Here is a 24,902-nt window from a genome sequence, read left to right on the forward strand (position 1 = left end):
GTATCCAAAGATTGTCAAGCATTTCCCTTTGCAATTCAGGGGGGATGCACATGAAATTGCTTGAAATGTCACCGCATGGTCTGTATGTTGCGACGCTGAGGGAGTTTCGAAAATGGATCCAGTCCGGCATTTCAAAATTTCCATAGGGGTGTTGCTGCTCCTCCTTACCGTCGGGACCAGCGGGTACATGACGCTGGAAGGGTGGAGTCTCTTGGACGCCCTGTACATGACGGTGATCACCCTCGGCACGGTCGGCTTCCGGGAGGTCCACGACCTGAGCCACGTGGGGAAGATGTTCACCATGATGCTGATTTTCTTCGGGGTCGGCGTCATCGGCTACATCGTGGGCAGCCTCGCCCAGATCATGTTCGAGGGGCAGTTCCAGAGGATCCTCGGGAGGAAAAAAGTGGAAAAGGCGATAGCGGCCCTCGACGGGCACTACATCATCTGCGGGTTCGGGCGCATCGGCTCCCTCATCTGCAAGGAATTCGCAGCCAAACCGCTTCCCTTCGTGGTGGTGGAAAAGGACATCGACATGATCGCCCAGATGGAGAAGGACGGCAACGGCTACCTGTTCCTGCCGGGCGACGCGACCATCGACGACGTGCTCCTGAAGGCGGGGATACGGAAGGCGAGGGGGCTCATCTCGGTGGTCACCTCCGATACCGAGAACGTGTACATCACGCTCACCGCGCGCGGCCTCAACCCGGATCTCTTCATCCTCGCCCGGGCCGGCGAGGAGGGGTCGGAGATCAAGCTGAAGCGCGCCGGGGCGAACAAGGTCGTTTCCCCCTACCTGATCGGCGGCTCAAGGATGGCGCAGGCGATCCTGCGGCCGACGGTGGTCGACTTCATCGAAATCGCCACCGGACGGGAGCATCTCGAATTGCAGATGGAGGAGATCCTGATCCCGATGCATTCCGGTTTCATCGGGGAGACCCTGGCAAGTTCCGGCTTCCGCAAGGAGACCGGCGTCATCATCGTCGGGGTGAAGAAGCAAAGCGGCAGGATGGTCTTCAACCCGGAGTCGCACACGAAAATAGAGGCGCATGACACGCTGATCGTGCTGGGGGAACCTGCGGCGATACTGAAACTGGACCAGTTGGTGCGCTGCGACGACTGCGCCGAGGAATTGATCAAGAAACACAGGAAGAAGGATGAATAAAAGAGTCTTCGCCCACGTACCGTACGCCCAGATCCGGGAGCATCTCCCCTTTGTCATGGAGCGCCGTCTGAATCCGGAGATTTATCTCTCCGCCGACGCGCTCGACGCGGCAACCCCAGCCCATCTCGCGGAGACCGCGCGGACGCTTCAGGGGGAAGGGCTTTCCTGCACCATCCACGCGCCGTTCATGGACCTGAACCCGGGCTCGCTGGAGCGACTGCTGCGCGACGCCACCATGCACCGTTTCCGGCAGGTGCTCGATGCCGCCGAGATCCTGCGCCCCGAGGTCATGGTGTTCCACCCGGGCTTCGACCGCTGGCGTTACGGAGAGGCGAGGGGGGCGTGGCTTGAGTTGAGCGTCGCGGCATGGCAAAGCGTGTTACAGCGGACCAGGGCGATCGGCACGGCGGTCGCGGTGGAGAATATCTTCGAGGAAGAGCCGTCAACGCTGCAGGCGCTCTTCGAGGCGGTGGAGGATGAGTCTTTCGGGCACTGCTTCGACGTGGGGCACTGGAACCTTTTCAAGCAGGTTTCCATGGAGAGGTGGTTCGAGGCGCTGGGCGCTCGGATCAAGGAAGTGCACATCCATGACAACGGCGGGACGAAGGACGACCATGCACCTCCGGGAGAGGGGGCCGTCGATTTCGGACTGTTCTTCCGCCTGATGGAAAGGTACGCGCCGGACGCCGCATTCACCATAGAGTCGCACAGCAAGCCGCATCTGGAGCGTTCTCTCGAGGTTTTGCGCCCGTACCTCGGTTAGCCGCGGCGGGAGCTTCGCGAGCGTTTGAGGGCGGAGGCGAGGTAGCCGACGACACCCAGGTTGACCAGGAATACCGCGACACGCAGGGCGTCGGGCTTGCGGAAGATCTCGAACATCTCGACGGGCAGGTAAACCGCTCCGGAGAGAAAACCGAACCATTCCGCCCATCTCCTCTCGTGCCACAGCCCGTACGCCTCGATGAGGCGTACCGCGGAGTAGGCGAGCGCGGAGAGCGCGAGCATCCAGAGCTGAAAGTCGGTGACGCGATTTGCAGCGTCGATGAAGATGCTCGGGTAGTGCCGCGCCGGGTTCATGTGCAAAAGCTGCACGAGCCGCACCGCAATATGGTGCAGGTCCTTGTGGACCAGCGTCAGTACCCCGCATCCCGCAAGAAGGACCGCCGCCCCCTTCAGGGCCTCGAAGACCGCCACCACCCGCAGTCCGCGCCCCTTCGCACTTCTTCCCTTTGCCGCCATACCCGATCCCTCTTCTAAGCCGGCTGCAGCACCTTGAGGGTCACCTCTTCCACGAGGTCACGTACCCGTTCCTTGTAATCGAGCATGTGCGGCGAGGCGAGGTGCGCATGCAGCGCCTCAACGCTCTGCCACTTCTCGATGATGGTCACCACCTTTTCGTCGCGCACCTGTACGGGAAGAGCGGCGTCGACGTCGAGGGCGGGGAAATACTCGATGCATCCCGCCTCACCCTTCACCTTGGGGACGTTCTCGTTGAAGATTTTGAGGAAAGCCTCACGCGCCCCCTCCTTGACTCGAATCGAAGCCAGTACGCAGATCATCGTTTGCTCCTTTTTTTACCCGCGGAAGATGAAGAAGACCGCCCCGGCCATGCAGAGCCCGGCCCAGAGGTAGTCAAGTTTGAGCGGCTGCCCCATGTAGAAGACGGCGAACGGGACGAAGACGGACAGGGTGATGACTTCCTGCATTATCTTTAATTGTCCCAGGCTAAAGGTTCCGAACCCGGCGCGGTTCGCGGGGACCTGCAGCATGTACTCGAAAAGGGCGATGCCCCAACTGGCGAGGATGGCGACGTAGACCGGCGCGCCGCGCAGGTCCTTCAGGTGGGCGTACCAGGCGAAGGTCATGAACACGTTGGAAAGGATCAGCAGTACGATGGTTCTCATTGCGTTTTCCGGGTCGATGAATTTTGGCCGATCGGCCGTGGCCGTAGCGGGGCGCGCCGAGCCTGCCGGCAATCGGATGAGCCGGCGGGGGGCGGGTGACCGGCACAAGGCGAAAGGATAGCACGACAGAGGCGGCAAGTGCAAAGATTAGCGCGGCGCGAAGGATGCCGTTGTGATCATAGCGTGATTAAAATGTGCCATGGATAATTAACAAAAACACTACTTAAATATCCCTCTGAACTTTCAATTGTTTACATCACGAAAATGCTGTAGTATGCGGGAGTTTTGGCCGTTCCAGCTCCTGTCGTTCTGTCAACCGCGAAGTGATTCAGTGTACTTAGGCGATGCCCCTGGTGGCAGTTGACAGTAGTGCGTCGGCCCTGTGACACTGAGTTTTGCGCCGGGAGCCTCTCGGAACTTCCCCGGCATTATCTTCCGCGAAGGGACGAACTATGAAGATTGAGAAACAGGAAGCTTATTTGAAGGAATGGCAGGGTCATGAGGAGCTTGCCGAGCGCATGCTCCCGATCATCGGTCATCTTTACCGCGACAACAACGTCGTCACCACCGTGTACGGCCGTTCGCTGGTGAACAGCCCGACCATCGAGATCCTCAAGGCGCATCGTTTCGCTCGTCAGATCCTCGACGGCGAGCTGACCGTCCAAGAGACGTTCCCCGTTCTCGAGGCCGTGAACAAGCTGGACATCGCGCCGGCGCGCATCGACCTCGGCAGGCTGGCGGTCCGCTACCAGTCGCTGCAGGGGAAGGTCTCCGTCGACGATTTCGTGGCGAGCGAGCTTGCCTCGGTCAACACCGGCCGCACCTCGATTCTGGACGAGCCGCAGGACATCGTGCTCTACGGCTTCGGCCGCATCGGCCGCCTGCTCGCCCGCATCCTCGTGGAGAAATCCGGTAGCGGCGAGAAGCTCCGCCTGCGCGCCGCCGTGGTGCGCAAAGGGGGGGCGGACGACCTCGTGAAGCGTGCGAGCCTGCTGCGCCGCGACTCCGTGCACGGCCAGTTCAACGGCATCATCACCATCGACGAGGAAGAGAACGCGATCATCGCCAACGGCAACATGATCCGCATCATCTACTCAGACGCCCCTGAAACCGTCGATTACACCCAGTACGGCATCCGCAACGCCATCGTCATCGACAACACCGGCAAGTGGCGCGACCGCGAAGGCCTCGGCCGTCACCTGAAGGCGCCGGGCGTCTCCCAGGTGCTCCTCACCGCGCCGGGCAAGGGTGACATCCCCAACGTGGTGTCCGGCATCAACAACGAGCTCATCGTGCCGGAAGAGACCATCTTCTCCGCGGCCAGCTGCACCACCAACGCCATCGTTCCCGTGCTGAAGGCGGTGAGCGACAAGTTCGGCATCGTGAGCGGTCACGTCGAAACCTGCCACTCCTACACCAACGACCAGAACCTGATCGACAACTACCACAAGGCGGACCGCCGCGGGCGGAGCGCCCCGCTCAACATGGTCATCACCGAGACCGGCGCAGCCAAGGCCGTCGCCAAGGTGCTTCCGGAGCTGACCGGCAAGCTGACCGGCAACGCGATCCGCGTCCCGACCCCGAACGTCTCGCTGGCGATCCTCAACCTGCAGCTCAAGGAGGAGACCGACGTGGAGACGCTGAACAGCTACCTGCGCGCCATCTCCCTCGACTCGCCGCTGCAGAACCAGATCGATTACACGAACTCCCCGGACGTCGTCTCCAGCGACTTCGTCGGTTCGCGTCACGCAGGCGTGGTCGACTCGCTCGCCACCATCGTGCAGGGCAACCGCTGCGTGCTCTACGTCTGGTACGACAACGAGTTCGGCTACAGCTGCCAGGTCGTGCGCATGGTCCAGAAGATGGCCGGCCTCGAGCTCCCCGCACTGCCGGCCTAAGAGCGACAGGAATAGTTGGAAAAGGAAGGGGCGTCCGGAAAGCGGGCGCCCCTTTTTCGTTCGGTCGCCTGCTTGAGTGCGGTCTTCCATCCCCCTCTCAAAGCCTCCTCCCGCTCCTGAAGCCTCTCCTTGCCCATCTTGCCGATCCAAGGTAAAGTTCACCCTGCGAAGAAAGGGGTCACATGGGCAACGACGTCGGCAGAAAATTCACTTTGGAAGGGCCGGGAAGGCTCGCAGCTTTTTGCGCTGCCGGGCTGCTCGCCCTTATTCTGCTTATCTTCCTCGCACTGGAAATCTATCTAGCCACCCCGCTTCCCGCCCGTCAGGTATCTCGGCTCATCACCTCCACACTCCAGCAGGAATTCACCGTGGCGAAGGTAGGGCTTTCGGGGCGCAGCGTCGTCCTGCGCGGGATCCGCTTGCACTCCCCGAAGGGGTTTGCCGGACCCGACCTCGCCGCCGCCGATTCGGTTACCGTGACGCCCAAATGGTTCGACCTCTTGCGGGGGCGCCGCAACTTCGAACTCATCTCCATCGAGAAGGGGAGCATCGACCTGCAGAAGAACCCGGCAGGGACATGGAACTTCTCGGAACTACAGCGAAGACTTGCCGCGAGAAAGCCTCCTGCGCGCCCCGCGCCCGAGACGGTAATCGGGAAGCTCGTGGTGGTGAACGGGTCGCTATCGGTGCAGGGCGAGGGGGTGAAGGGGATGAACCTGAAGCTTTTCAACCTCGCCACCGGCGGCTCGCGTAGCGCACAGCTCGACCTCGTCTTCCAGGACCCGGCAGGTAACTCCTACCATTTGGGCGGAACGGCACGTCCGGGGGACGAGGCAGCCCTGGATCTCTCCCTGAGCGCCCCCACCCTCTCCCTGCAGCGGGCCGCGGCTCTCTTCAAGCTGAAGACCCCGGAAACGTTTCAGAAGGCGGGGGGCTCTCTCGCCGTTGCCGCTGTCCTCGCAAAAGGGGAACTCCGTTTCTCCGGCGCCTTCCGTTTCCGCGACATCCAGCTACCCGCCGCCCGCGGCAGCTATCCCGTGGCCGGTTCCCTGAGTTTCACCGGGACCTATGGCCTGGAGGAGGACCGTGCCGATCTCGCCGACGCGACTCTCGAGATTAAAAACGTGGCGCAACTGCACGGCGAAGGGAGCGTGTCCGGGGTAAGAAAAGAGCGTGAGTTCGCCCTCCTCTTCGCCGTGGACCGCGTCGATCTCGCCCTTTTGAACGCCCTGTTGGCGGACAAGGCCCGCGGCGGCCTTCTCTACGGCGGACAACTGCGCTGCGAATCGTTGCGTGTAGAGGGGAGTGCCCGTCGCGGGGTGGAAAGTGCTACAGGCGTCCTTGTCCTCGAGGAGGGGAGCGTTGCCAGGGGAGGGGAGGCCTTGGTGAGCGGACTCTCGGGAAAGGCGAGCATCGCCCGCAAGGGAGGGGGCGTTGCGCTGGCTGGGAGGCTCTCGGCGCCTCATGCAACCGGCACGGCCCTGGTTGACGCCCTCGAACTCCCCTTCGATCTCGCCCTTTCCCCGCAGCTTAGGCCGGTGCGCTTTGAAAGCAGCAAAGCTAGCGCGCGCCTGATGGGTGTCCCTGCAACGGGCGATCTTTCCTTTGATGCCGCGCATCCTGAGCCCGTCTCCGTATCCCTGAAGATCGGCGAGGCAGAGGTCTCCTCGCTCAACCCGTTGTTGAAGCGCTACGGCGTCGAGGCCGGTACCGGAGTTCTTTCCGGGAAGCTCGCCGCAACCGGTAAGGGAGGGAGCGACTTCACCGCCACCGCAAGACTGCTCCTCTCCGGCGTCTCCGCAAAAAGAGGGAAGACACCAGCCGCCATCAGGGACGGTGCGGTTACCGCGCAGTTAGGCCGCCACTCTGGACGGCTGGCAGCCTCCGGTGAGGCACGCCTTACCGGTCTCACTCTGGACGGCAAGGGTGGTGATGCGCGCCTCGCCTACCGGGTTGACGGTACCAAGCTCACCCTCGATGGGGTGCAGGGACGGCTGGGGGACACGCGTCTTGCCATCGCACGTCTGAGCGGGGAGCTCCCTCCCAAGGGGGCAACTGGACGCATCCCACTGGCCTGGGAGCTCGAAGGTGGGGCGCTGCGGCGGGGAGATCTCGAATTAACCGGTGTGGCGGGGCGCTTCAGCGGACAGATGGTGCGCTCCGGGGAGGAGCAGTGGCTGGAAGGGAAAGCCCATCTCTCAACCCGGTCGGTCTCGCTCAACGGGAAAGGGATCGGCGCACCCGCTTTGCAGGCGGTCTTCTCCAGGGAAGGGGGGAGAGCGGAGGTGAGCGGTTCGCTCCTGGGAGGAAAGTTCGCTGGACTAGGGCGGTTCCGCCCCTTCACCCCGGACACCGCTCAGTTCACTCTCTCCCTTACCGGTGCTGCGGCAGCCCAAGCGGCCGGTTTTCTGAAGCAAGACGCGGGGACAAGGCCCACCGGCGGCGAGCTCGACCTGCGCGCGAGCGGCAGCTACGCGGGGAGACGTGGGCTCGACTGCCGTTTCGATGCCAAAGGACGCAACCTCTCGGCGTCCAGGGACGGCAAGCGCGCCTTTTCCGGCGGATCCCTTTTCCTCTCGGGGAGCTACGCGGCCGGGAAGCTTTCCATAGGGGAGGGGCTCCTCTCTCCGGGAAAAGGGGTCGCCCTGCGGGTGCGGGGCGAGGTGGCGCGTGCCGCGTCGCCGGGGAGGGAGGGCACCATCGCCTTTTCCCTTCCCGAGACCCCGGTGGACACCCTCGTCGACACCGCCGTCAACCTGATGCCGCAGGCGGTGCAGGAGGCGACCCTCAAGGGAACGCTCTCGGGCGGCGGGAAGCTCGAGCTGCGGGGCGGACGGCAGCTCCTCGAGGGACGGCTCGAGGTCCATGGCGGTGGCATCGATTCTCCCTCCCAGAAGCTCACTATTTCAGGCATCGCCGGAACCCTCCCGGTTTCCATGGATTTCTCGGCGAAGGCCGCACCTCGTCCCCGCGACAGCAGGGAGTTCAGCCGTGGCAATTACCGGCGCGTTCTCGAAGAACTCAAGGGTATGTCTGCGGGGGGCAACGCGCTGAACATCGACCGCATATCCTACGGAACGCTGCAGCTCGAAAAGCTCGCCCTGCAGTTGCGTGCGTCCAACGGCCTGATGGAGGTGCTCCCCGTGCGTGCGACGCTTTACAAGGGCGCCATCCTCGGGACCGGCTATCTTGCCATGGGGACTAAGGCGGTCTATCGGGCCGACCTCTTGGTGAACGGGGTGAGCCTGAAGCAGCTCTGCGGCAGCATCCCGAGTGTCCAGGGGTACATCTCGGGGAAGGTGGACGGCGTCATCAGTTTCCGCGGCACTGGGGGGGGCATCGACGGCACCGCGGGTTTCGTGGAACTGTGGGCGCGCGAAGGGAAGGACGAGAAGATGCTGGTCAGCAAGGAGTTCCTGCAGCGGCTGGCGAAGCAGAAACTGAGCGGGTTCTTTTTAAGCCGCGATCGCCCGTATGACGCGGCGGAGATCAAGGCGACCCTGCAGGACGGGGACCTCACCTTCAACACCTTGAGGATCGTCAACACCAACTTAGTCGGTGTGAAGGATCTGAACGTGAACATAGCGCCGACCCAGAACCGCATAGGACTCGGCCATCTCCTGGAGTCGATCAGGGAGGCGGCGGTGCGCGGCAAGCCGGCGACCGGAGAGCCGGAGCAGAAAAAGGGCGCGGCAACGCCACCGCCGGAAGCGGCGCCTGAGTTCAAGTGGGAAGAGTGAAGGTGCTGTGCTATATTCATGAACGACGATACTAACGCCGGAGGCCTTTATGAAAACGAAACTGATCAAGCTGCTGTTCTCTGTTTCCTGTATTTTCCTTGCCGCGTGTGCGGTGATCACGGTGAACGTCTATTTTCCGGAGAAGGCTGCCAAGGAGGCGTACAAGTCCCTCGACGACATGCTGCTGAAAACCGGTGAGGCTCCCGGCAGCCAGAAAGTTCCTCCCGGGGTGCCGCCCGCCGCGCCGCAGGATAAGCCGCAGAGCCGGGTCTTTGATTTCTCACTGGTCACCGCGGCTTATGCGGCCGACACCGATGCCGACGCCGATGCCCTGGCCGTCGAGCTCTCGAGCATGCCACAGGTGCTGAAGGCCTACGACGACATGAGCAAGCGGCTCCCGCGGCTGAACACGCTTTTTGCCAGTGGCGCCGTCGGCCTCTCCAAGCAGGGTCTCGTTGTGATACCTCCTTCGGCCAAAGGGAAGCTCGCCCCGCAGGACGAGGCGCTGGTCTCCTCGGAAAACCAGAGCCGCAAGGTCGTCGTGACGAGCATGGCGAAGGCGATTCTCAAGCTGCAAAAGCAGAAGGAGAGCAAGGAGGCGATGAATCAGGTATTGGGGAAAGCGGCGGCAACCTTCGCCGAGACGAAGCGTGAGGCGGCCCAGCCCGGATGGTGGGTGCAGCTGCAAAACGACCGCTGGGTGCAGAAGTAGCGGCAAGCCGAGCCGAAAAAGAGAGGTTTGACCGAGGAGGCCACGTACGATCACGTGGCCTCCTTTATTTCCAGCTGTTAGATGAAAGTGAAGCCGGCCTGAAAGGAGGGATCCAGGTGGTGCAACTGAGTGTGCAAGTTTTGAACTGCTGTTCAAAAACTGCAAAGGCTATAAGTTGTGATTACTTAGCGCGGATAGCCGGGGCCGCCCAACCTTTACTGTGCAGAAGTTGAACTTTGCCTGTTGGCGGGCAGCTCGGTGCGCGTTGGATCTTTTCCTTTATAAATCAACCAGTTTAGAAAAGTTTTGTCTGCCGATACAGTTGGCATCGCTCTTGTAATAGTGAAGGCAAGAGCGGGCGAAACGAGCCGTTCGACCAAACAAAACCCAACTTTTGCGCCGACGGTGGAGTCCTCCTTTCGCTTCGGCGCTTTTTTTTTGTCCGGATTCCGCCTTTCAGGCGAAGAGCAGCCTTCCAAGCTTAGCTTTCGCCGTTCCTCCGGAAAGATCGGGAACGATTTCCAGCTCGAGCGCCGTCACCCCGGCCAGTTCCACCTGGTATTCCTCCTGTTCGACCGTGGTGCCGGGAGGGGCGAAGGTGAACTGCTGCCGCACGATCTCGCGGAAGGTCTCGCCTCCGTCCTGCGCATAGCGCAACACGAACTCTTGGGTCCTGCCGACCTCTTCCTCGCTGATGAGCAGGTAGACCCGGGAAATCCTCTGGGGGTGGTCGAACAGCACGCGGATCCGCTGGGGGCCTGATGCGTCGGCACACCATCCGGGGGCACCGATGGGCTGCAGCGCCGACTCGATCGGCTGCAGCGGGTCCTCCGAGGTGATTTCGACCCGCGCGATGCTCTCGATATCCAACCAGTTGATCCCCTTTCTGGTGGCGTCCGGGCTTTCCTGCGTAACGATGGATTTGCGCATGTCTTCTCCTTTTTGTGTGCTGTGGACTCTTCGCTGCGGCCTCTACAGGAACAGCGCGACGCTCCACCATGCGATCAAGGCGGCTTCCAGCACCGCGTCCAGCAGATATACCGGCGCTATAACCTTTTTGATCGCATAGACGACGTCGATTGCGGCAAGGGCAGCGGCGCTGCCGGTGGCGAGAACTACCACGGGTAGAGCGACTTCGGAGCGCGCCCCCGCGATGAGAAGTGCGAGTCCGATCACCGCCAGTACGAGACCGACCGTCTTCACGAGCCAAAGGTCCGTCTTCGGGCCGGTGACCGCCATGAAGCTGTGGATGCTGAAGATGGGCCATATCCCGGTGATGAAGAAGTACCCGCCTTGAAAGAGTGCGACCGTGTCCAGCATGGAGCCTCCCGTGTCACTACTGGAGCTGCCCGTGGTCGGCAAAACTGTAGAACTCGTTTTCCCCGATGATGATGTGGTCGAGCACGCGGATCCCCATTAGCTGTCCCGCCTCGCAGAGACGACGGGTAACCTCGAGATCCTCGGGGCTGGGAGTAGGGTCGCCGGTCGGGTGGTTGTGCAGAAGGATCATCGCCGCCGCAGACTGGCGCACCGCCGCGTTGAACACCTCGCGGGGGTGCACGATGCTTTGGTTCAGCGATCCCTCCGAGATCTGTGCACGGGTGATGATGCGGTTTTTGCCGTCGAGCAGGAGCACCATGAAATGTTCCGTGTGGCGGTCCCGGAACTCGTGGTTCAGCTGTTCGAAGACCTGGGAGGCGGAGGTGAAGCGGACGAAGGACTCGATGGGGCGCCCCTCCTTTTCGCGGATGCGCCTGGATAGGTCGAGGGCGGCGAGGATGCAGGTGGCCTTGGCCGGGCCGATCCCCTTCACCTGCTGGATCTCAAGGCACGAGGCATCGGCCAGGGCACGCAACGACTTGAACTGGAGCATGAGTTCGCGGCCGAGGTCGATAGCACTCCGGCCGCTTGCGGCGTCCCCGCTCCCTAGGATCAGCGCGAGCAGTTCGGCTTCGGACAGGGCCGAGGCCCCTTTCCGCATCAGCTTTTCCCGTGGACGTTCCGCCACGGGCCACGACTTGATACCGCCGCTCATGTGTCCTCCCGGACCACGGTGTTAAAAAATTAAGGATAAATAATACACAGGCGGCGGCGTGGCGCCAGTCCCTCTGGGCGCGCAATGGTAAACGCCGAGTCGCTAATTAGTGCGGTTGCATTACGTAATTCATTGTTTAATATTTGTCGCGGATGTGCTATATCTCCCCAGTTTGCAACTAGATTCGGCCTGGGGCCGACACTGATCGGAGGATTAAATGTTTGGGTTGATACCGAAAGATGAAAAGTTTTTCGCCATGTTCAGGGATATGTCTCACAACATCATCGAGGGGGCACAACTCCTTAAGGACATGCTGGATAACTTTGACGATCCGGTGGCCAGCCAGCGCAAGATCAAAGAGGTCGAGCACAAGGGCGACACCATCACCCACGACATCATCAAGAAGCTGAACAAGAGCTTCATCACCCCCTTCGACCGCGAGGACATCTACGCTCTCTCCTCGGCCCTTGACGACATCCTCGACCTGATCGATGCCTCCGCGCAACGCTTCGTCATGTACAACGTCTCCAAGCCGACTCCCGAGTCGAAAGAACTCGCCTTCCTCATCCTCAAATCCTGCCAGACCATCGACAAGACGGTCGCCCTGCTCGGCGGCAAACTCGAGCCGATCAGCGCTTACTGCATCGAGGTCAACGCCTTGGAGAACGAGGCGGACCGCGTCTGCCGCGAGGCGATCAGCCGTCTCTTCGCCGAGGAGAAGGATCCGATCCAGCTCATCAAGTGGAAGGAGATCTACGAGACCCTCGAGACTGCGACGGACAAGTGCGAGGATGCCGCGAACATCCTGGAAAGCGTGGTGGTAAAAAATGCCTGAGGTAACCCTGGTCCTGCTGGTCGCGGTCATCGGCGCGGCCTTGTTGTTCGACTACATCAACGGCTTCCACGATACCGCCAACGCCATCGCAACCTGCGTCTCCACGCGGGCCCTCACCGTGAGGACCGCCATCTTCATGGCGGCCGGGCTGAACTTCGTCGGGGCGATGATCTCCACCAAGGTTGCCGCGACCATCGGCAAGGGGATCGTCGACGCCAACAACATCACCCAGGTGGTGGTCTTGGCCGGCATCTTCGGGGCGATCATCTGGAACCTGATCACCTGGTACTACGGGCTCCCGTCCTCCTCTTCGCACGCCATCATCGGCGGCCTGGTCGGGTCGGTGGTCGCGCATGCCGGGACCGGCGCGCTGCACTGGGCCGGGCTTAAGAAGATCGTCACCGTTCTCGTCGTTTCCCCGATCGCCGGCGCCTTCTTCGGTTTCATGTTCATGGTGGGGATGATGTGGATTTTCAGGAACAAGGCTCCCTACAACCTGAACAAGGTGTTCCGCAAGCTGCAGATCCTCTCCGCCGCGGTGATGGCCTTCTCGCACGGCACCGCCGACGCCCAGAAGTCCATGGGGGTCATCACCATGGCCCTTGTGAGCTACGGCTCCCTCGCCACCTTCGACGTTCCCAACTGGGTCAAGATCTCCTGCGCCGTGGCCATGGGCCTTGGCACCGCCGCGGGCGGCTGGAGGATCATCAAGACGGTCGGGCACGACTTCGTGAAGCTGCAGCCCGTGCACGGCTTCTGCGTGGAGACCGCTTCCGCCGGGGTCATCCTGGGCGCCTCGGCCATGGGGCTTCCCACCTCGACCACGCACGTCATCACCTCTTCCATTCTCGGCGTGGGGCTCTCGAAAAGGATCTCGGCGGTGAACTGGGCGGTCGCCTACCGCATCGTCCTGGCATGGATCATCACCATACCAGCATCGGCCTCGGTCGGCTTTGTCAGCTACACCGTTTTCTCGCCGTTTCTGGGTAAGTAAAGCAGGAAGGAAATCGGGATGTGAATCGGGGGTGGCTGTGAGGCCGCTCCCGATTTTTTTTGGCTATTCCAACTCTTCGCCGACCTTGTCCATCTCTTCAGCCTGCTCCGCCTGGGTGGCGTCCTTGGCGCGGAAGCGGAGCACCAGATAGTAGCAGAGGAAGTAGGAGACGACGGCGGCGACGAAGCCGAGGATGGAGGAACCGAGGACCAGCGACTTGGCGTAGCGCTCCAGGTTGTGCCACTCGAGCGCACCGGAAACGGGAAGGTCCTTGATGGGACGTCCGCGCAAGAAGGCTCCCAGCTTGTAACTGACGCCTAGAACGGGAACCATAGTGATGGGGGTGTTGACCCAGGCGCCGGTGATGCAGGTGAGCTTGTTAAGTCGGAAGAGAAAGGCGGCTGCTACGGCAAGTGCGGTGTGGAGGCCGAAGAACGGGGTGAAGCTTATGAAGACGCCGACAGCGAACCCGGCGGCGATGTGCCCCGGATGGTTGTCTAGCGAAAGAATGCTGTAAATCCGTTTTTTCCACAGCTCTTTGTTCAGCAACAGTCACCTCGAGAATGTCGCACAGTCTAAAGACCGCCCCGGTCTTTGTCAATGAGTTTGAGCCGTGGCTTTCCTTAAGAAAATTGCCACCGAGTATGAATCGTGTTAGTATCCTGGCCTTTACTAAACGTTATCGGAACCCTGCATGCGTAAAGAACTGCTCAAAAAAGTGAAGAGAATAGTGGTGAAGATCGGCTCCGGGGTGTTGACCTGTGAGGATAACGGGGTCGACCCGGTTTTCCTGAACGGCTTGGCCTCACAGATCGCGGGGCTGCGCGCGAAGGGGATCGAGGTGGTCGTGGTCTCCTCCGGTGCGGTGGCGGCGGGGCGTCCCGCCCTCGGGCTGCCGGATCGACCGCGCACCCTTCCGCAGAAGCAGGCCGCCGCAGCCGTCGGGCAGTCCCGCCTGATGCGCGCCTACGAGGAGGCCTTCTCCGGCTACGACCTGAAGGTCGCCCAGATCCTCTTGACCCGGGACGACTTGGCCAACCGGCGCCGCTTCCAGAATGCGCGCGGCACCCTTGATACGCTGCTTTCCTGCGGCATCATCCCGGTCATCAACGAGAACGACACGGTCGTCGTCGATGAGCTGAAGTTCGGCGACAACGACAACCTCTCCGCCCTCGTCACGAACCTCGTGGAGGCGCAGCTCCTTCTGATCATGACCGACATCGACGGTCTCTACACCGCCGACCCGCGTACCGACCCGGCGGCGACCCTCATCCACCAGGTGGGGGCGGTGACCCGGGAAATGGAGCGCGGCGCGGGGGGGAGCGGCACGAACGTCGGGACCGGCGGCATGGCAACCAAGCTCGCGGCGGCGAAAAAGGTGGTGAAGTCGGGCGTCGCCGCCATCATCTTCGCAGGGAAGGGTGAGGGGAACCTCGCCCGCGTCATGAGCGGGGAGCTTGTCGGTACGCTGTTTCTGCCGGCAGGCGAAGCGCTGAACCGCCGCAAGCACTGGATCGCCTTCACCATCAAGCCGGCAGGTAACCTCGTTGTCGATGCCGGCGCCAAGGGGGCCCTCGCCACCCACGGCAGGAGCCTCCTCCCGTCCGGGATCGTGAAGGTCGAGGGGCGCTTCGCCCGCGGGGCCTGCGTCAGAGTGCTCGACACCGAGGGGATCGAGTTCGCCCGCGGCATCGTCGATTATTCCAGCCAGGAGATCGAGAAGATCTGCCGGCACAAGAGCGGGGAGATCGAGGAGATCCTGGGCTTTAGGTACGGGGACGACGTCATCCACCGGGACAACTTGGTCATACTCTAGAAGCCGTTCTACGTTCTGCGTTCAACGTTCTACGTTACAATCTGAACCCCCTCGCCCTCCGGGCCTTGGTCTCGAATGATTTCGGGCCGCAGGCGGGAAAGAGGCGGGGTGAGAGGTTGGGTTTCAGCCTTACAAAAGTTGGAGGTACACATGTCAGTCGCCGAACAGATCCGCACCATCGCCGCCGAGGCCAGGCAGGCTTCCTTCGCCATGGCGAAACTCTCTTCCGCCGTCAAAAACGAGCTCCTGCTCGACATGGCGCACGGACTGGTGAATAACTGCGAGCAGATCATCGCCGAAAACAAGAAGGACCTCGAAGCCGGCAAAGAGCGCGGCCTTTCCGCTGCCATGCTGGACCGCCTCATGTTGAACGAGGTGCGCATCAAGGGGATGGCGGACGCCATCCGCGAGGTCGCGGCACTCCCCGACCCGGTGGGGGAGGTGACCGGCATGTGGAAGCGCCCCAACGACCTCATGGTCGGCAAGATGCGCATTCCGCTCGGGGTAATCGGCATCATCTACGAGTCCCGCCCGAACGTTACTTCCGACGCCGCGGTGCTCTGCCTTAAAAGCGGCAACGCCGTGGTGCTGCGCGGCGGCTCCGAGGCGATCCACTCGAACCTCGCCATCGCGGAGATCCTGAAAGCCGAACTCGCCAAACGCAATATCCCGGCGGCAGCCCTGTCGCTCATCCCCTTCACTGAGCGCGAGGGGGTGACCGAGATGCTCAAACAGGAGGAGTTCATCGACGTGATCATCCCGAGGGGGGGCGAGAGCCTGATCCGCTTCGTGGTCGAGAACTCGAAGATCCCGGTCATCAAGCACTACAAGGGGGTCTGCCATATCTTCGTGGACGCAACCGCCGACTTCGACATGGCGCGCGACATCATCATCAATGCGAAGGTGCAGCGCCCCGGCGTCTGCAACGCCCTGGAGACCCTGCTCATCCACAAGGACGTCGCGGAGCGCTTCGTCCCCTTCATTTACCAGGCGCTTTCCGAGCAGAAGGTGGAGGTGCGGGGCGATGAGGCATTCCGCAAGTTTGCACCGCAGGCCGGGGCGGCGACCGAGGAGGACTGGTACGCCGAATACCTGGAGCTGATCCTGGCTGCGCGGGTGGTGGATGGGATGGATGCCGCCATCGACCACATCAACCGTTACTGCTCGCTGCACACCGAGTCCATCATCACCGGCGACTACGCCAACGCCCAGCGCTTCATCCGCGAGGTGAACTCGGGGGTAGTCATGGTGAACGCCTCGACCCGCTTCTCGGACGGCAACCAGCTTGGCCTGGGAGCGGAGATCGGCATCTCGACTACGAAGCTTCATTCCTTCGGCCCGATGGGGCTCACCGACCTCACCACCACGAAGTTCATCGTGTACGGCTCGGGTCAGGTGCGGTCTTAAAAGCTTCAACGCAAAGAGGCAGAGCCGCAAAGACGCAAAGTTGAAAAGCAACAAGAAGTGGTTTCTTGGCGACTCCGCGCCTTGGCGCCTTTGCGTTAAAGCCTTGGTCTTCCTCCACTACTGGAGCCATGACAATGAAAATTGGGATACTGGGCGGCACGTTCAACCCGATCCATAACGCGCACCTGCGCATCGCCGAGGAGGTGCGCGACCTGTTCCAACTGGACCGGGTCATCTTCATCCCGGCGGCGACTCCGCCGCACAAACCGCAGGTGGGGGAGCTTTCCTTTGCGAGTCGTCTCGAGATGGTGCGCCTGGCGGTCGCCGACAACCCGAGTTTCGAGGTGTCGGACATGGAAGCGATTCGCGGCGGTCGCTCCTATTCGGTAGACACCCTGCGCCAGTTGCGCGCCGAGCGACCGGAGGACGAACTCTTCTTCATCATCGGCGCCGACTCCTTCAACGACATCGCCGCCTGGCATCGTTACGACGAGATCTTCACGCTTTGCAACGTGGTGAGCGTTCAGCGTCCCGGCTCCACCATCACCAGTCTCGCCAAGGCCCTCCCTGTTGCCATAGCAGGTGAGTTCTGCTATGATTCGGCGGCTAAACGCCTGAATCACAGCTCCGGGCACTGTGTTTATGCATTGGACGGCGTGCTGCTCGACATATCTTCAAGCCACATCCGCCGGCTCGTTAAGGCGGGCCGCTCGATCAGGTACCTCCTTCCGGAGGCCGTCGAGCACTACATAAAGGAACAAGGGTTATACGTTGATGCAAGATAAAGTGGTAATTCCGGCCGTGGAACGCGCCGTGAAATGTGCGGCATTCGCGCTGGACAAGAAGGCGCTCAACGTCAAGGTGCTCGAGATCAAGAACATCTCCAGCATCGCTGACTACCTGGTGCTCGCCACCGGGCGCTCCGATCGCCAGGTGCAGGCCATGGCCGACTCGGTCAAGCAGGGGCTCAAGCCGATCGACCAGGCGATCGACACCGAAGGGTACGACGAAGGGCGCTGGATCGTCGTCGACTTTGGGGACGTCATCGTGCACCTCTTCCAGGAGGAAGTCCGCGCCATCTACAACCTGGACGAACTCTGGTCGAGGGCGCCCAAGGTAGAGATCCCCGAGGAGTACCTCTGGGAGCATAAGGAAAAATGAGACTTAAGCTCCTTTGGGTCGGCAAGACCCAGGAGAGCTGGGTCCGCACCGGCATCGATGAGTACGCGGGAAGGGTGAGGCGTTACGCGCCGCTGGAGATCATGGAAGCCCGCGAGGAGAAGGGCGCACAGGCTGCCGCCATGCGCGAGCGCGAATGCGAGCGGCTCACCAAGCTCCTCCCTAAGGGGGGGAGGCTGGTGCTCCTCGACGAGCGGGGCGAGCAGATGAGCTCCCCCGAGTTCGCCTCCTTTCTCTCCAGAAACCGCGACCAGGGGACCCAGGACCTCGTCTTCGCAATCGGTGGCGCCTACGGCTTCACCGACGGCTTCCGCAAGGAGGCCTTCAAGTCGATCTCGCTCTCCAAGATGACCTTCACGCACCAGATGGTCCGGGTGTTCCTTCTTGAGCAGATCTACCGCGGCTTCACCATAATGAACGGTGAGCCGTACCATCATGAGTAACGCAAGTTGCTGAACATGTTGAACACAAAGGTGAAGACTTCCAGCTTCACCTTTTTTAATTGGATCTAATATTTCTAATGAGGGAGAATGCCATGCCGAAGAAGCCTCTGCTCTTGATGATCCTTGACGGCTGGGGGATCAACCCCGAAACGGAAGCCAACGCCGTCGCCCAGGCCGCTACCCCCAACATGAACCGCCTGACCGCGGAGTATCCCTCCGGTCAGATCGACGGCTCCGGTCTCGCGGTGGGGCTTCCCGCCGGACAGATGGGGAACTCCGAGGTCGGCCACACCAACATCGGAGCCGGCCGCGTGGTGTACCAGGACCTTACCAGGATCAGCAAGTCGATCGTAGACGGCGACTTCTTCACCAACGCGGCGCTCATCGCCTGCATGGAGAAGGCGAAGGCTGGGACCGGCAGGCTGCACCTCGCCGGTCTTCTCTCCGACGGCGGCGTGCACTCCCACGACACCCATCTTTACTCCCTCATCGAGATGGCCAAGCGCCAGGGCGTCTCAGAAGTCTTCGTGCACTGCCTGCTGGACGGCCGCGATACCCCGCCTCAAAGCGGTGCCGATTACCTGCGCAAACTGGAGAAGGAGATCGCGCGCATTGGCTGCGGCAGGATCGCCACGGTGATCGGCCGTTACTACGCCATGGACCGCGACAACCGCTGGGACCGCGTCGAGAAGGCGTACCGCGCCATGGTCTCCGGCGAGGGGAATCCCTTCCCGAGTGCCGAGGCCGCCATCAGGCAGAGCTACGCCGACGGGGTCACCGACGAGTTCGTTTTGCCAAGCGTGATCATGAACGGGGGTATCCCGGTGGGGAGGATGCAGGACGGGGACGGCTTCATCTTCTTCAACTTCCGCTCCGACCGCGCCCGCGAGATCACCCGCGCCTTCACCGATCCCGATTTCAGCGGCTTTACCCGCGATGTATGGCCGAGGCTTGCCTCCTACGTCTGCATGACCAGCTACGACGAGACCTTCGACCTTCCCGTCGCCTTCGGCCCGGAGGAGCTGGTCAACATCTTCCCGGAGGTGGTCAGCAATGCCGGTCTGACCCAGTTGCGCATCGCCGAGACCGAGAAGTACGCCCACGTCACCTTCTTCTTCAACGGTGGCCGGGAGGAGGCGTTTCCCGGTGAGGACCGCGCCCTAGTTCCTTCCCCGAAGGAGGTGGCGACCTACGACCAGAAGCCGGAGATGAGCGCGTACCTCGTCACCGATGAGCTCATGAAGCGGCTTGACGAGGACAAGTACGACGTCATCATCCTGAACTTCGCCAACGCGGACATGGTCGGTCACACCGGGATCTTCGCCGCCGCGGTTAAGGCGGTCGAGGCGGTCGACGAGTGTGTCGGCAAGCTGGTGCAGAAGGTGCGTGAGAAGGGTGGCATCACCATAATCACCGCCGACCACGGCAACGCGGAGATGATGCAGGACGAGCAGGGTGGACCGCACACTGCCCACACCTGCGACATGGCGCCGGTAGTGCTGGTCGACGAGGCGAGGAAGGACGTGAAGCTGCGTGCCGGCGTGCTCGCCGACCTCGCACCCACCATGCTGGAGCTGCTCGGCCTGCCGCAGCCCAAGGAGATGACCGGGAAGAGTTTGCTGGTGCACTAGCTTTTGGAGCTTTTCCCAGCCAGTTGCGCTGGTCTGACTGACAAGGAGAAAACAGCATGAAGATTCTTGCCATTAACGGCAGCCCCCGTGGGATGAACGGCACCACCGGCAGGCTTTTGGAAGAGGTGATGGCGGGCGCGGCCCAGGCCGGAGCCGACATCGAGGTGGTCTCGCTCTCGGAAACCCCGATCAAGCCGTGCGTCGCCTGCGATGCCTGCCACAAGGTGGGCATCTGCCCTGTGAAGGACGACTACGAAATCATCAAAGACAAACTCATGGCGGCGGACGCATTCATCCTCGCGACCCCGAATTACCTTTTGAGCATCTCGGCGCAGTTGAAGGCGTTTCTCGACCGCTGCAACGGCCTCATTCACCTCACCGCCCTGGAAGGGAAGTACTCGGCGCTGGTGGAGACCTCCGGCGGCGGAGGGGACGAAGAGCCGCTCGAGTACATGCAGCGCATCGTCAACGCCATGGGTGCCCAGAACGTTGGGAGCATCGGCTCCCCGGGGATGGGGCCGCGCATGTTCCCCGACCAGGAGGCGCTGTTCCAGAAGGCGCGCGCACTCGGCAAGGAGCTCTGCGACAGCGTGCGCGAGAAGCGCTCCTTCCCCGAGCAGGACGGCTTCCGCCTCGGCTTCAAGGAGCGCATGAGCCACCTCATCGGTTTCATGGGGGAGTGCTGGCCGTATGAGAAGGAATACCTGGCGAAGAAGTAAGGTCCTTCTCCGTCCGGGAGAAGGTGTCACGTAGTGGCGGATGAGGGCGTGCCACTGCATCTCTGGGGGCAGGGGGGTATGTCCTAAAACGGCGATGTTGTCCACCTATCCATTGTTGATTTGTCCATTGGAGAAAAACATGAGCAATACCGAAGAGCTTAACAACTGGGCCTACGCGCAGAAGTGCAAGAAGGCGGTGGAGAATCTGAAGAGAAACGGCTTCGACGCGCTCTACTGCCATGACGGCGAAGAGGTCTTCCATTACATCGTGAACGAGTCCGAGCCGGTGAAAAGCGTAGGTTTCGGCGGATCCCTCTCCATCGCGGACTTGAAGCTTGCCGACAAGCTGAAGGCGATGGGGAAGGAGATCCTGAACCACGGTGCGCCCGGTCTCTCCCCGGAGGAGAAGCTCGCCATCACCAGGCGGCAGCTTACCTGCGACCTTTTCCTGACCGGGAGTAACGCGGTCACCCTTTCCGGCGTGCTGGTCAACATCGACGGCAACGGCAACCGTGCCGCGGCCATGTTCTTCGGGCCGCAGAAGGTGATCGTCGTGGTGGGGCGGAACAAGCTGGTGGAGGGCAGCATAGAGGATGCGGTGCAGCGGGTGAGGACCTATGCGGCGCCTCCCAACGCGAAGCGGCTGAACCTCTCCACCCCCTGCACCACCACCGGCTTCTGCTCGGACTGCAATTCACCGCAGCGCATCTGCCGCGTGACCACCATCATCGAGAAGAAGCCGCGCAACACCGACATCAAGGTGCTCGTGGTGAACGAGGATATGGGGCTTTAACGGCTGAAGACGTTCTACGTTCTGCGTTCTACGTTCTGCGTTCTGCGTAAAACCCACAACAGACTCCATGGCAGCTTTCCTACGGGTTTGCCTTTGAACGTAGAACGTAGAACCTAGAACGTAGAACCTGTTCTTTTGGGGGTTCCATGTTCTTGCGCCCTCTGCTGGACCTCTTCTTTCCGCCGCTGTGCCACGTGTGCAGGGCGTACCTCCCACCGGGCGGTGAGGAGCACGGACTCCCCCGCCCATTCATCTGCCACGACTGCCTCGCCAAGATCGACTTCCTCGAAGCACCCCTATGCACCACCTGCGGCATCCCCTTCGCCACTGAAAGCGGCGCTTCCCATACCTGCGGCGCCTGCCTGCAACACCCCCCTTTTCATACCTGCCGCTCGGCTGCGGCCCTGGATGGGCCGGTCCGTGAATTGATCCATCGTTTCAAGTATCGCGACAGGCCGCACCTTAGCGAACCGCTCGGTCTCCTCGCCTTCCCGAGACTGGAGATATTCCTGCAGGATTTCGCGCCGGAGTGCGTGGTGCCGGTGCCGCTACACCGCAAAAGACTCAGGCAGCGCGGCTACAACCAGTCGCAACTGATCGCGGAGGTGCTCGCGAGGACGCTTGGCGCGCCGCAGCAGGTGGGGAATTTGTGCCGATGGCGCTGGACGGAACCACAGACTGGGCTTGATGCAGGGGACAGGGTGACTAACGTGAGGGGGGCCTTCGGCGTGCGCGACCCCGAGAACCTGGCTGGGAAGAGGGTGCTGCTGGTGGACGACGTCCTTACCACCGGCAGCACCATGCGTGCCTGTGTGGATGCGTTGCGGGAAGCTGAAGTCGCGGCGGTCGCCGCGGTGACCGTGGCGCGAGGGCTTCAACCTTAGCGCCTTCCGCTTTGCCTATTTGCCTATTTGCCGAACTCGCGCTGGCGGATGTCGGTGATCCGGCCGTCTTCGAAGCGTATCGTATAGCCGGGGAGATCCCGCCCATAGCGGTAGGTCCAATCCGTCACGGCTACGGAAGTACGCCGGGTGATCTCGCCGTCGGTACTCTCCACCACCTTGTCCGCCTGCTTCTCACGTGCAAGCGGCTCCCCACATTTCAGATAGGCATCCACCATGGTGTCGCCCACGGCAAATCCCTCGCCGTTGCGGCAGTTGGGCATCATCGGGTCGCGCATGCTGCCGTACCCCAAAAGGCGCGTTTCGGCCACTTTACCGTTGAGAAAGATGATGCTCTGCATGAACTCCTGCGCGCCGGTGTCGAAGATCCATTCCTCGTAGGTCGTCGTCTTCCGCTGCTTAGTTTTGCCGTCCGACTCCTCTTCCCAAAGATCACGCTTGTCCTTGAGGGTAGGAACCTGACACAGCGCCGCCACCTCGTCCATCGGCTGTCCCACCAGGATTTCCTGGTTGCATGGGGCGGCCTTCCCACCAGCGGGGAAGGTCAGAAACGCCGCCACTGCCGCGGCGATTACCACAGTGCACCACGTACTACGACTCCTCATGTTCGCACCTCTTTTCGTAGTCAGCCGCAGGGGGCGGCCACTTGTCCGCCACCTAATAGCACAACAAAATCGAAAGCGCCATCAACAATGTACAAACAACGTTGTGCAAGCCCGCCCTTTGGGCGGTAGTGAGGCGACCGCCCCAAGTGGGAAGTCAGGACCCGGTGTGCTTTTCGAACACACCCCTATCATGCTGATTTGTCGTGGAATATTGTGATCTGGATCACAAGGTGGGAGCGGCTCAATGGGGCTGTGATTTAAGCGCCTTAGGGCGATGTGCCTATGCCGCTGGGGCCTTTTCCTCTGCGTAAAATAACCCCGGTTGGGTGTCGGTATTTGTCTTATGGGGGGTTTGCCCCTCGTTAATAGAGAAAACCCTATGTTTTTGGTCGCCTTCTTTTAATGAGTTAGTGGCTTTTGCCCCACTGGCATGTTCCCTGCTATTAGGAGCACCGTCTGCATACCGGGTGCAGACACAAGCAGTAGCCGGTTCCGTCGGGTGAGGTACCCACCCTAGGCGGACCGGAGGGGTCTCCCCCCCCGACAAAGGTGAGAATGGTTTCACATCAAAAAGGAGGTAACACAAGGCATGAAATTGAAGAAACTCGTACCTGCGCTGGCCTTGACCGCAGCGGCTCTGACCGCCGTTGCCGCTCCGGCTCTTGCCGGCAGAACCACCACCCCCAGCTCCTACAAGGTGGTGGCCTGGAATGACCTTGGTATGCATTGCGCCTGCCCGACCTTCGCCGGGTTCCTGCTCCTTCCCCCGTTCAACACGGTCAGGGCTCAGGTCCTGGGATACGGCAGCAACGACCCCGTCATCATCGATTCGACCAATGCCGGCACCTACGGCGTATCCGTCAGCTATGCAATGGCCGACAACACCGAAGCCACCCTGCAGGCTGACCCCTACTTCCAGCAGTGGATCACCTACGCTCCGAAACTCTTCCCGGGCTTCGTACCGGTTTCCGGCGGCAAGGTCCAGGGCCTGGCCGGCAACGGCATCTCCGGCAACATGACCTACGACAGCACCCTGAAGGACTGGACCGCCGTAGGCATCCCGGCGTACCCGCTGGTTGACGCGAACTCCTCCAAGAACGTCATGACCGATCCGCTGGGTGGCGCGAACCGCAACCCGTACCCGATGACCAACGTGTACGTGAAAAACGCCTCCGGCACCATCCTGGCGCAGACCAGCACCGTGACCCCGGTCGCCTTCGGCGGCTGCTGCTCCTGCCACCTGTCGCTGGCCGCAGCAAACGGCTATCCGGCGACGTCTGCCGGTTCCTTCGCCTACCTCGGCAAGATGCACGGGATGAACTCCAGCAAGATCGACTTCAACTACCTCGACCCGACCGGCGACGGCGCTTCCGGCCCGATCCGCTGCTCCTGGTGTCACTGGGATCCGGCGATGGGCGAGACCGCAGCCCCGGGCCTTGCCAACGTCTGGCCGAACTACGTGATCATGGCCGGCGCCGGCTTCACCAAGGCTGACATCAAGGTTTCCCAGTACTCCTTCTCCGACGTGCTGCATCGCTTCCACAGCCAGAGCACTAAGGTCCTCACCCAGTACGACGCCAACGTTGCCACCAACTGCTACGACTGCCACCCGGGCAACAACGTCAACTGCTACCGTGGTTCCCACAAGGCTAAGACCGCCCTCTGGTGTGTTGACTGCCACGGCAACCTGAACCAGCGCACCGCTGCCGGCCAGCTGACCCAGCCGTGGAAAGCTTCCACCCTGCCGTCCTGCACCTCGGCAAGCGCCGGTGCCAACCCGGCCTTCGCCTGCCACGCCACCACCGACGTGAACGGCACCGTGTACCCGACCAACCCGACCCTGTTCGGTAAGTTCATCAACGGTCGCGGTCACAAGGGGAGCATCAAGTGCCAGACCTGCCACGGCTCCGCACACGCCGAGGCACCGTCGACCATGACGCTTGACAACACCCAGCTGTCCAACCTGCAGGGTAGCACCAGCTACAGCTTCCCGGCCGGCAAGGACAAAACCTACGCTCTCGGCGTCTGCAACTTCTGCCACCCGACCAAGACCTCGACTTGGGGCGTTCCGCCGCATCTCTAATTTCATGTAATGCAGTGCTGCCGGGGGGGAGGATTTTCCTC

At 61.7% G+C, this 24,902-nt stretch carries 25 protein-coding genes; 17 read left to right on the forward strand and 8 right to left on the reverse strand.

All coding sequences use genetic code 11. The features are described 5' to 3' along the window. Positions 1-112: 112 nt before the first annotated feature. Positions 113-1,165: a potassium channel family protein gene (locus E8L22_RS06875; protein ID WP_136524450.1), complete on the forward strand. Its 1,053-nt coding sequence runs from the start codon at positions 113-115 to the stop codon at positions 1,163-1,165. After that, positions 1,158-1,928 carry a sugar phosphate isomerase/epimerase family protein gene (locus tag E8L22_RS06880; RefSeq protein ID WP_136524451.1) on the forward strand — a complete coding sequence of 257 codons (771 nt, stop codon included), beginning with the start codon at positions 1,158-1,160 and terminating at the stop codon, positions 1,926-1,928. Before E8L22_RS06875 ends, E8L22_RS06880 begins: the two co-directional genes overlap by 8 nt. On the opposite strand, the gene E8L22_RS06885 is transcribed toward E8L22_RS06880, so the two are convergent. The 3 genes from E8L22_RS06885 to E8L22_RS06895 are packed head-to-tail and all read right to left on the reverse strand — an operon-like array spanning position 1,925 to position 3,069. After that, positions 1,925-2,404, reverse strand: a complete 480-nt coding sequence (locus E8L22_RS06885; RefSeq protein WP_136524452.1) for a DUF2127 domain-containing protein — start codon at positions 2,402-2,404, stop codon at positions 1,925-1,927. The two genes, E8L22_RS06880 and E8L22_RS06885, sit on opposite strands and share 4 nt — an antisense overlap. 14 nt (positions 2,405-2,418) lie before the next feature. Next, positions 2,419-2,724 (reverse strand): putative quinol monooxygenase, encoded by a 306-nt coding sequence (locus E8L22_RS06890; RefSeq protein ID WP_136524453.1) that lies wholly within the window; start codon positions 2,722-2,724, stop codon positions 2,419-2,421. Between the two features lie 15 nt (positions 2,725-2,739). Next, on the reverse strand, positions 2,740-3,069 hold the full coding sequence (locus E8L22_RS06895; RefSeq protein WP_136524454.1) for a DMT family protein: 330 nt from the start codon (positions 3,067-3,069) through the stop codon (positions 2,740-2,742). A gap of 452 nt (positions 3,070-3,521) precedes the next feature. On the opposite strand from E8L22_RS06895, the gene E8L22_RS06900 reads away from it, so the two are divergent. The 3 genes from E8L22_RS06900 (at position 3,522) to E8L22_RS06910 (ending at position 9,419) form a co-directional block, all read left to right on the forward strand. After that, positions 3,522-4,967, forward strand: coding sequence for a glyceraldehyde-3-phosphate dehydrogenase (locus tag E8L22_RS06900; RefSeq protein WP_136524455.1), 1,446 nt, complete (start codon positions 3,522-3,524; stop codon positions 4,965-4,967). A gap of 182 nt (positions 4,968-5,149) precedes the next feature. After that, positions 5,150-8,707 carry an AsmA family protein gene (locus E8L22_RS06905; RefSeq protein ID WP_136524456.1) on the forward strand — a complete coding sequence of 1,186 codons (3,558 nt, stop codon included), beginning with the start codon at positions 5,150-5,152 and terminating at the stop codon, positions 8,705-8,707. A gap of 49 nt (positions 8,708-8,756) precedes the next feature. Continuing rightward, the gene (locus E8L22_RS06910) at positions 8,757-9,419 is read left to right on the forward strand and encodes a DUF1318 domain-containing protein (protein ID WP_136524457.1); all 663 of its coding nucleotides are present in this window, start codon (positions 8,757-8,759) and stop codon (positions 9,417-9,419) included. Positions 9,420-9,875: 456 nt separating this feature from the next. Here the strand turns inward: E8L22_RS06910 and E8L22_RS06915 are convergent, their stop codons facing one another. From E8L22_RS06915 to radC, 3 genes are read right to left on the reverse strand one after another with little or no spacing between them, the layout of a single operon-like run. Next, a complete protein-coding gene (locus E8L22_RS06915; RefSeq protein WP_136524458.1) occupies positions 9,876-10,349 on the reverse strand; it encodes a hypothetical protein in 474 nt (157 codons plus the stop codon). 42 nt (positions 10,350-10,391) lie between these two features. After that, on the reverse strand, positions 10,392-10,739 hold the full coding sequence (locus E8L22_RS06920; RefSeq protein WP_136524459.1) for a hypothetical protein: 348 nt from the start codon (positions 10,737-10,739) through the stop codon (positions 10,392-10,394). Positions 10,740-10,755: 16 nt separating this feature from the next. Continuing rightward, a complete protein-coding gene (radC, locus tag E8L22_RS06925) occupies positions 10,756-11,454 on the reverse strand; it encodes a RadC family protein (RefSeq protein WP_136524460.1) in 699 nt (232 codons plus the stop codon). 217 nt (positions 11,455-11,671) lie between these two features. Between radC and E8L22_RS06930 the strand changes: the two genes are divergently transcribed. After that, the gene (locus tag E8L22_RS06930; RefSeq protein ID WP_136524461.1) at positions 11,672-12,289 is read left to right on the forward strand and encodes a DUF47 domain-containing protein; all 618 of its coding nucleotides are present in this window, start codon (positions 11,672-11,674) and stop codon (positions 12,287-12,289) included. Next, positions 12,282-13,283 carry an inorganic phosphate transporter gene (locus tag E8L22_RS06935; RefSeq protein ID WP_136524462.1) on the forward strand — a complete coding sequence of 334 codons (1,002 nt, stop codon included), beginning with the start codon at positions 12,282-12,284 and terminating at the stop codon, positions 13,281-13,283. The genes E8L22_RS06930 and E8L22_RS06935 overlap by 8 nt, the downstream gene beginning before the upstream one ends. Before the next feature lie 63 nt (positions 13,284-13,346). Here the strand turns inward: E8L22_RS06935 and E8L22_RS06940 are convergent, their stop codons facing one another. After that, complete coding sequence (locus E8L22_RS06940) at positions 13,347-13,832, reverse strand: DUF2062 domain-containing protein (protein WP_136524463.1); 486 nt, start codon at positions 13,830-13,832, stop codon at positions 13,347-13,349. A 145-nt stretch (positions 13,833-13,977) separates the two neighbouring features. Here E8L22_RS06940 and proB point away from each other — a divergent pair, with 145 nt between their 5' ends. The 9 genes from proB to E8L22_RS06985 all read left to right on the forward strand — a co-directional run bounded on the left by proB (position 13,978) and on the right by E8L22_RS06985 (position 22,155). Beyond that, positions 13,978-15,099 (forward strand): glutamate 5-kinase, encoded by a 1,122-nt coding sequence (gene proB / locus E8L22_RS06945; RefSeq protein WP_136524464.1) that lies wholly within the window; start codon positions 13,978-13,980, stop codon positions 15,097-15,099. Between the two features lie 150 nt (positions 15,100-15,249). Then, a complete protein-coding gene (locus E8L22_RS06950) occupies positions 15,250-16,506 on the forward strand; it encodes a glutamate-5-semialdehyde dehydrogenase (RefSeq protein WP_136524465.1) in 1,257 nt (418 codons plus the stop codon). 134 nt (positions 16,507-16,640) lie between these two features. Continuing rightward, positions 16,641-17,291: a nicotinate-nucleotide adenylyltransferase gene (nadD, locus tag E8L22_RS06955; RefSeq protein ID WP_136524466.1), complete on the forward strand. Its 651-nt coding sequence runs from the start codon at positions 16,641-16,643 to the stop codon at positions 17,289-17,291. Next, on the forward strand, positions 17,281-17,667 hold the full coding sequence (gene rsfS, locus E8L22_RS06960) for a ribosome silencing factor (RefSeq protein ID WP_136524467.1): 387 nt from the start codon (positions 17,281-17,283) through the stop codon (positions 17,665-17,667). Before nadD ends, rsfS begins: the two co-directional genes overlap by 11 nt. Beyond that, positions 17,664-18,128 (forward strand): 23S rRNA (pseudouridine(1915)-N(3))-methyltransferase RlmH, encoded by a 465-nt coding sequence (locus E8L22_RS06965; RefSeq protein WP_136524468.1) that lies wholly within the window; start codon positions 17,664-17,666, stop codon positions 18,126-18,128. The genes rsfS and E8L22_RS06965 overlap by 4 nt, the downstream gene beginning before the upstream one ends. Before the next feature lie 92 nt (positions 18,129-18,220). After that, complete coding sequence (gpmI, locus tag E8L22_RS06970; protein WP_136524469.1) at positions 18,221-19,759, forward strand: 2,3-bisphosphoglycerate-independent phosphoglycerate mutase; 1,539 nt, start codon at positions 18,221-18,223, stop codon at positions 19,757-19,759. A 56-nt stretch (positions 19,760-19,815) separates the two neighbouring features. Continuing rightward, on the forward strand, positions 19,816-20,478 hold the full coding sequence (locus tag E8L22_RS06975; RefSeq protein ID WP_136524470.1) for a flavodoxin family protein: 663 nt from the start codon (positions 19,816-19,818) through the stop codon (positions 20,476-20,478). 139 nt (positions 20,479-20,617) lie between these two features. Next, positions 20,618-21,271, forward strand: a complete 654-nt coding sequence (locus E8L22_RS06980) for a lactate utilization protein (protein ID WP_136524471.1) — start codon at positions 20,618-20,620, stop codon at positions 21,269-21,271. Between the two features lie 146 nt (positions 21,272-21,417). Beyond that, positions 21,418-22,155 (forward strand): ComF family protein, encoded by a 738-nt coding sequence (locus E8L22_RS06985; protein WP_136524472.1) that lies wholly within the window; start codon positions 21,418-21,420, stop codon positions 22,153-22,155. 23 nt (positions 22,156-22,178) lie between these two features. On the opposite strand, the gene E8L22_RS06990 is transcribed toward E8L22_RS06985, so the two are convergent. Then, positions 22,179-22,778: a DUF2845 domain-containing protein gene (locus E8L22_RS06990; protein ID WP_136524473.1), complete on the reverse strand. Its 600-nt coding sequence runs from the start codon at positions 22,776-22,778 to the stop codon at positions 22,179-22,181. A 589-nt stretch (positions 22,779-23,367) separates the two neighbouring features. Between E8L22_RS06990 and E8L22_RS06995 the strand changes: the two genes are divergently transcribed. Further along, positions 23,368-24,861 (forward strand): hypothetical protein, encoded by a 1,494-nt coding sequence (locus tag E8L22_RS06995; protein ID WP_136524474.1) that lies wholly within the window; start codon positions 23,368-23,370, stop codon positions 24,859-24,861. Positions 24,862-24,902: the final 41 nt, after the last annotated feature.

The organism is Geomonas ferrireducens, assembly GCF_004917065.1.
Taxonomy (GTDB): Bacteria; Desulfobacterota; Desulfuromonadia; order Geobacterales; family Geobacteraceae; genus Geomonas; species Geomonas ferrireducens.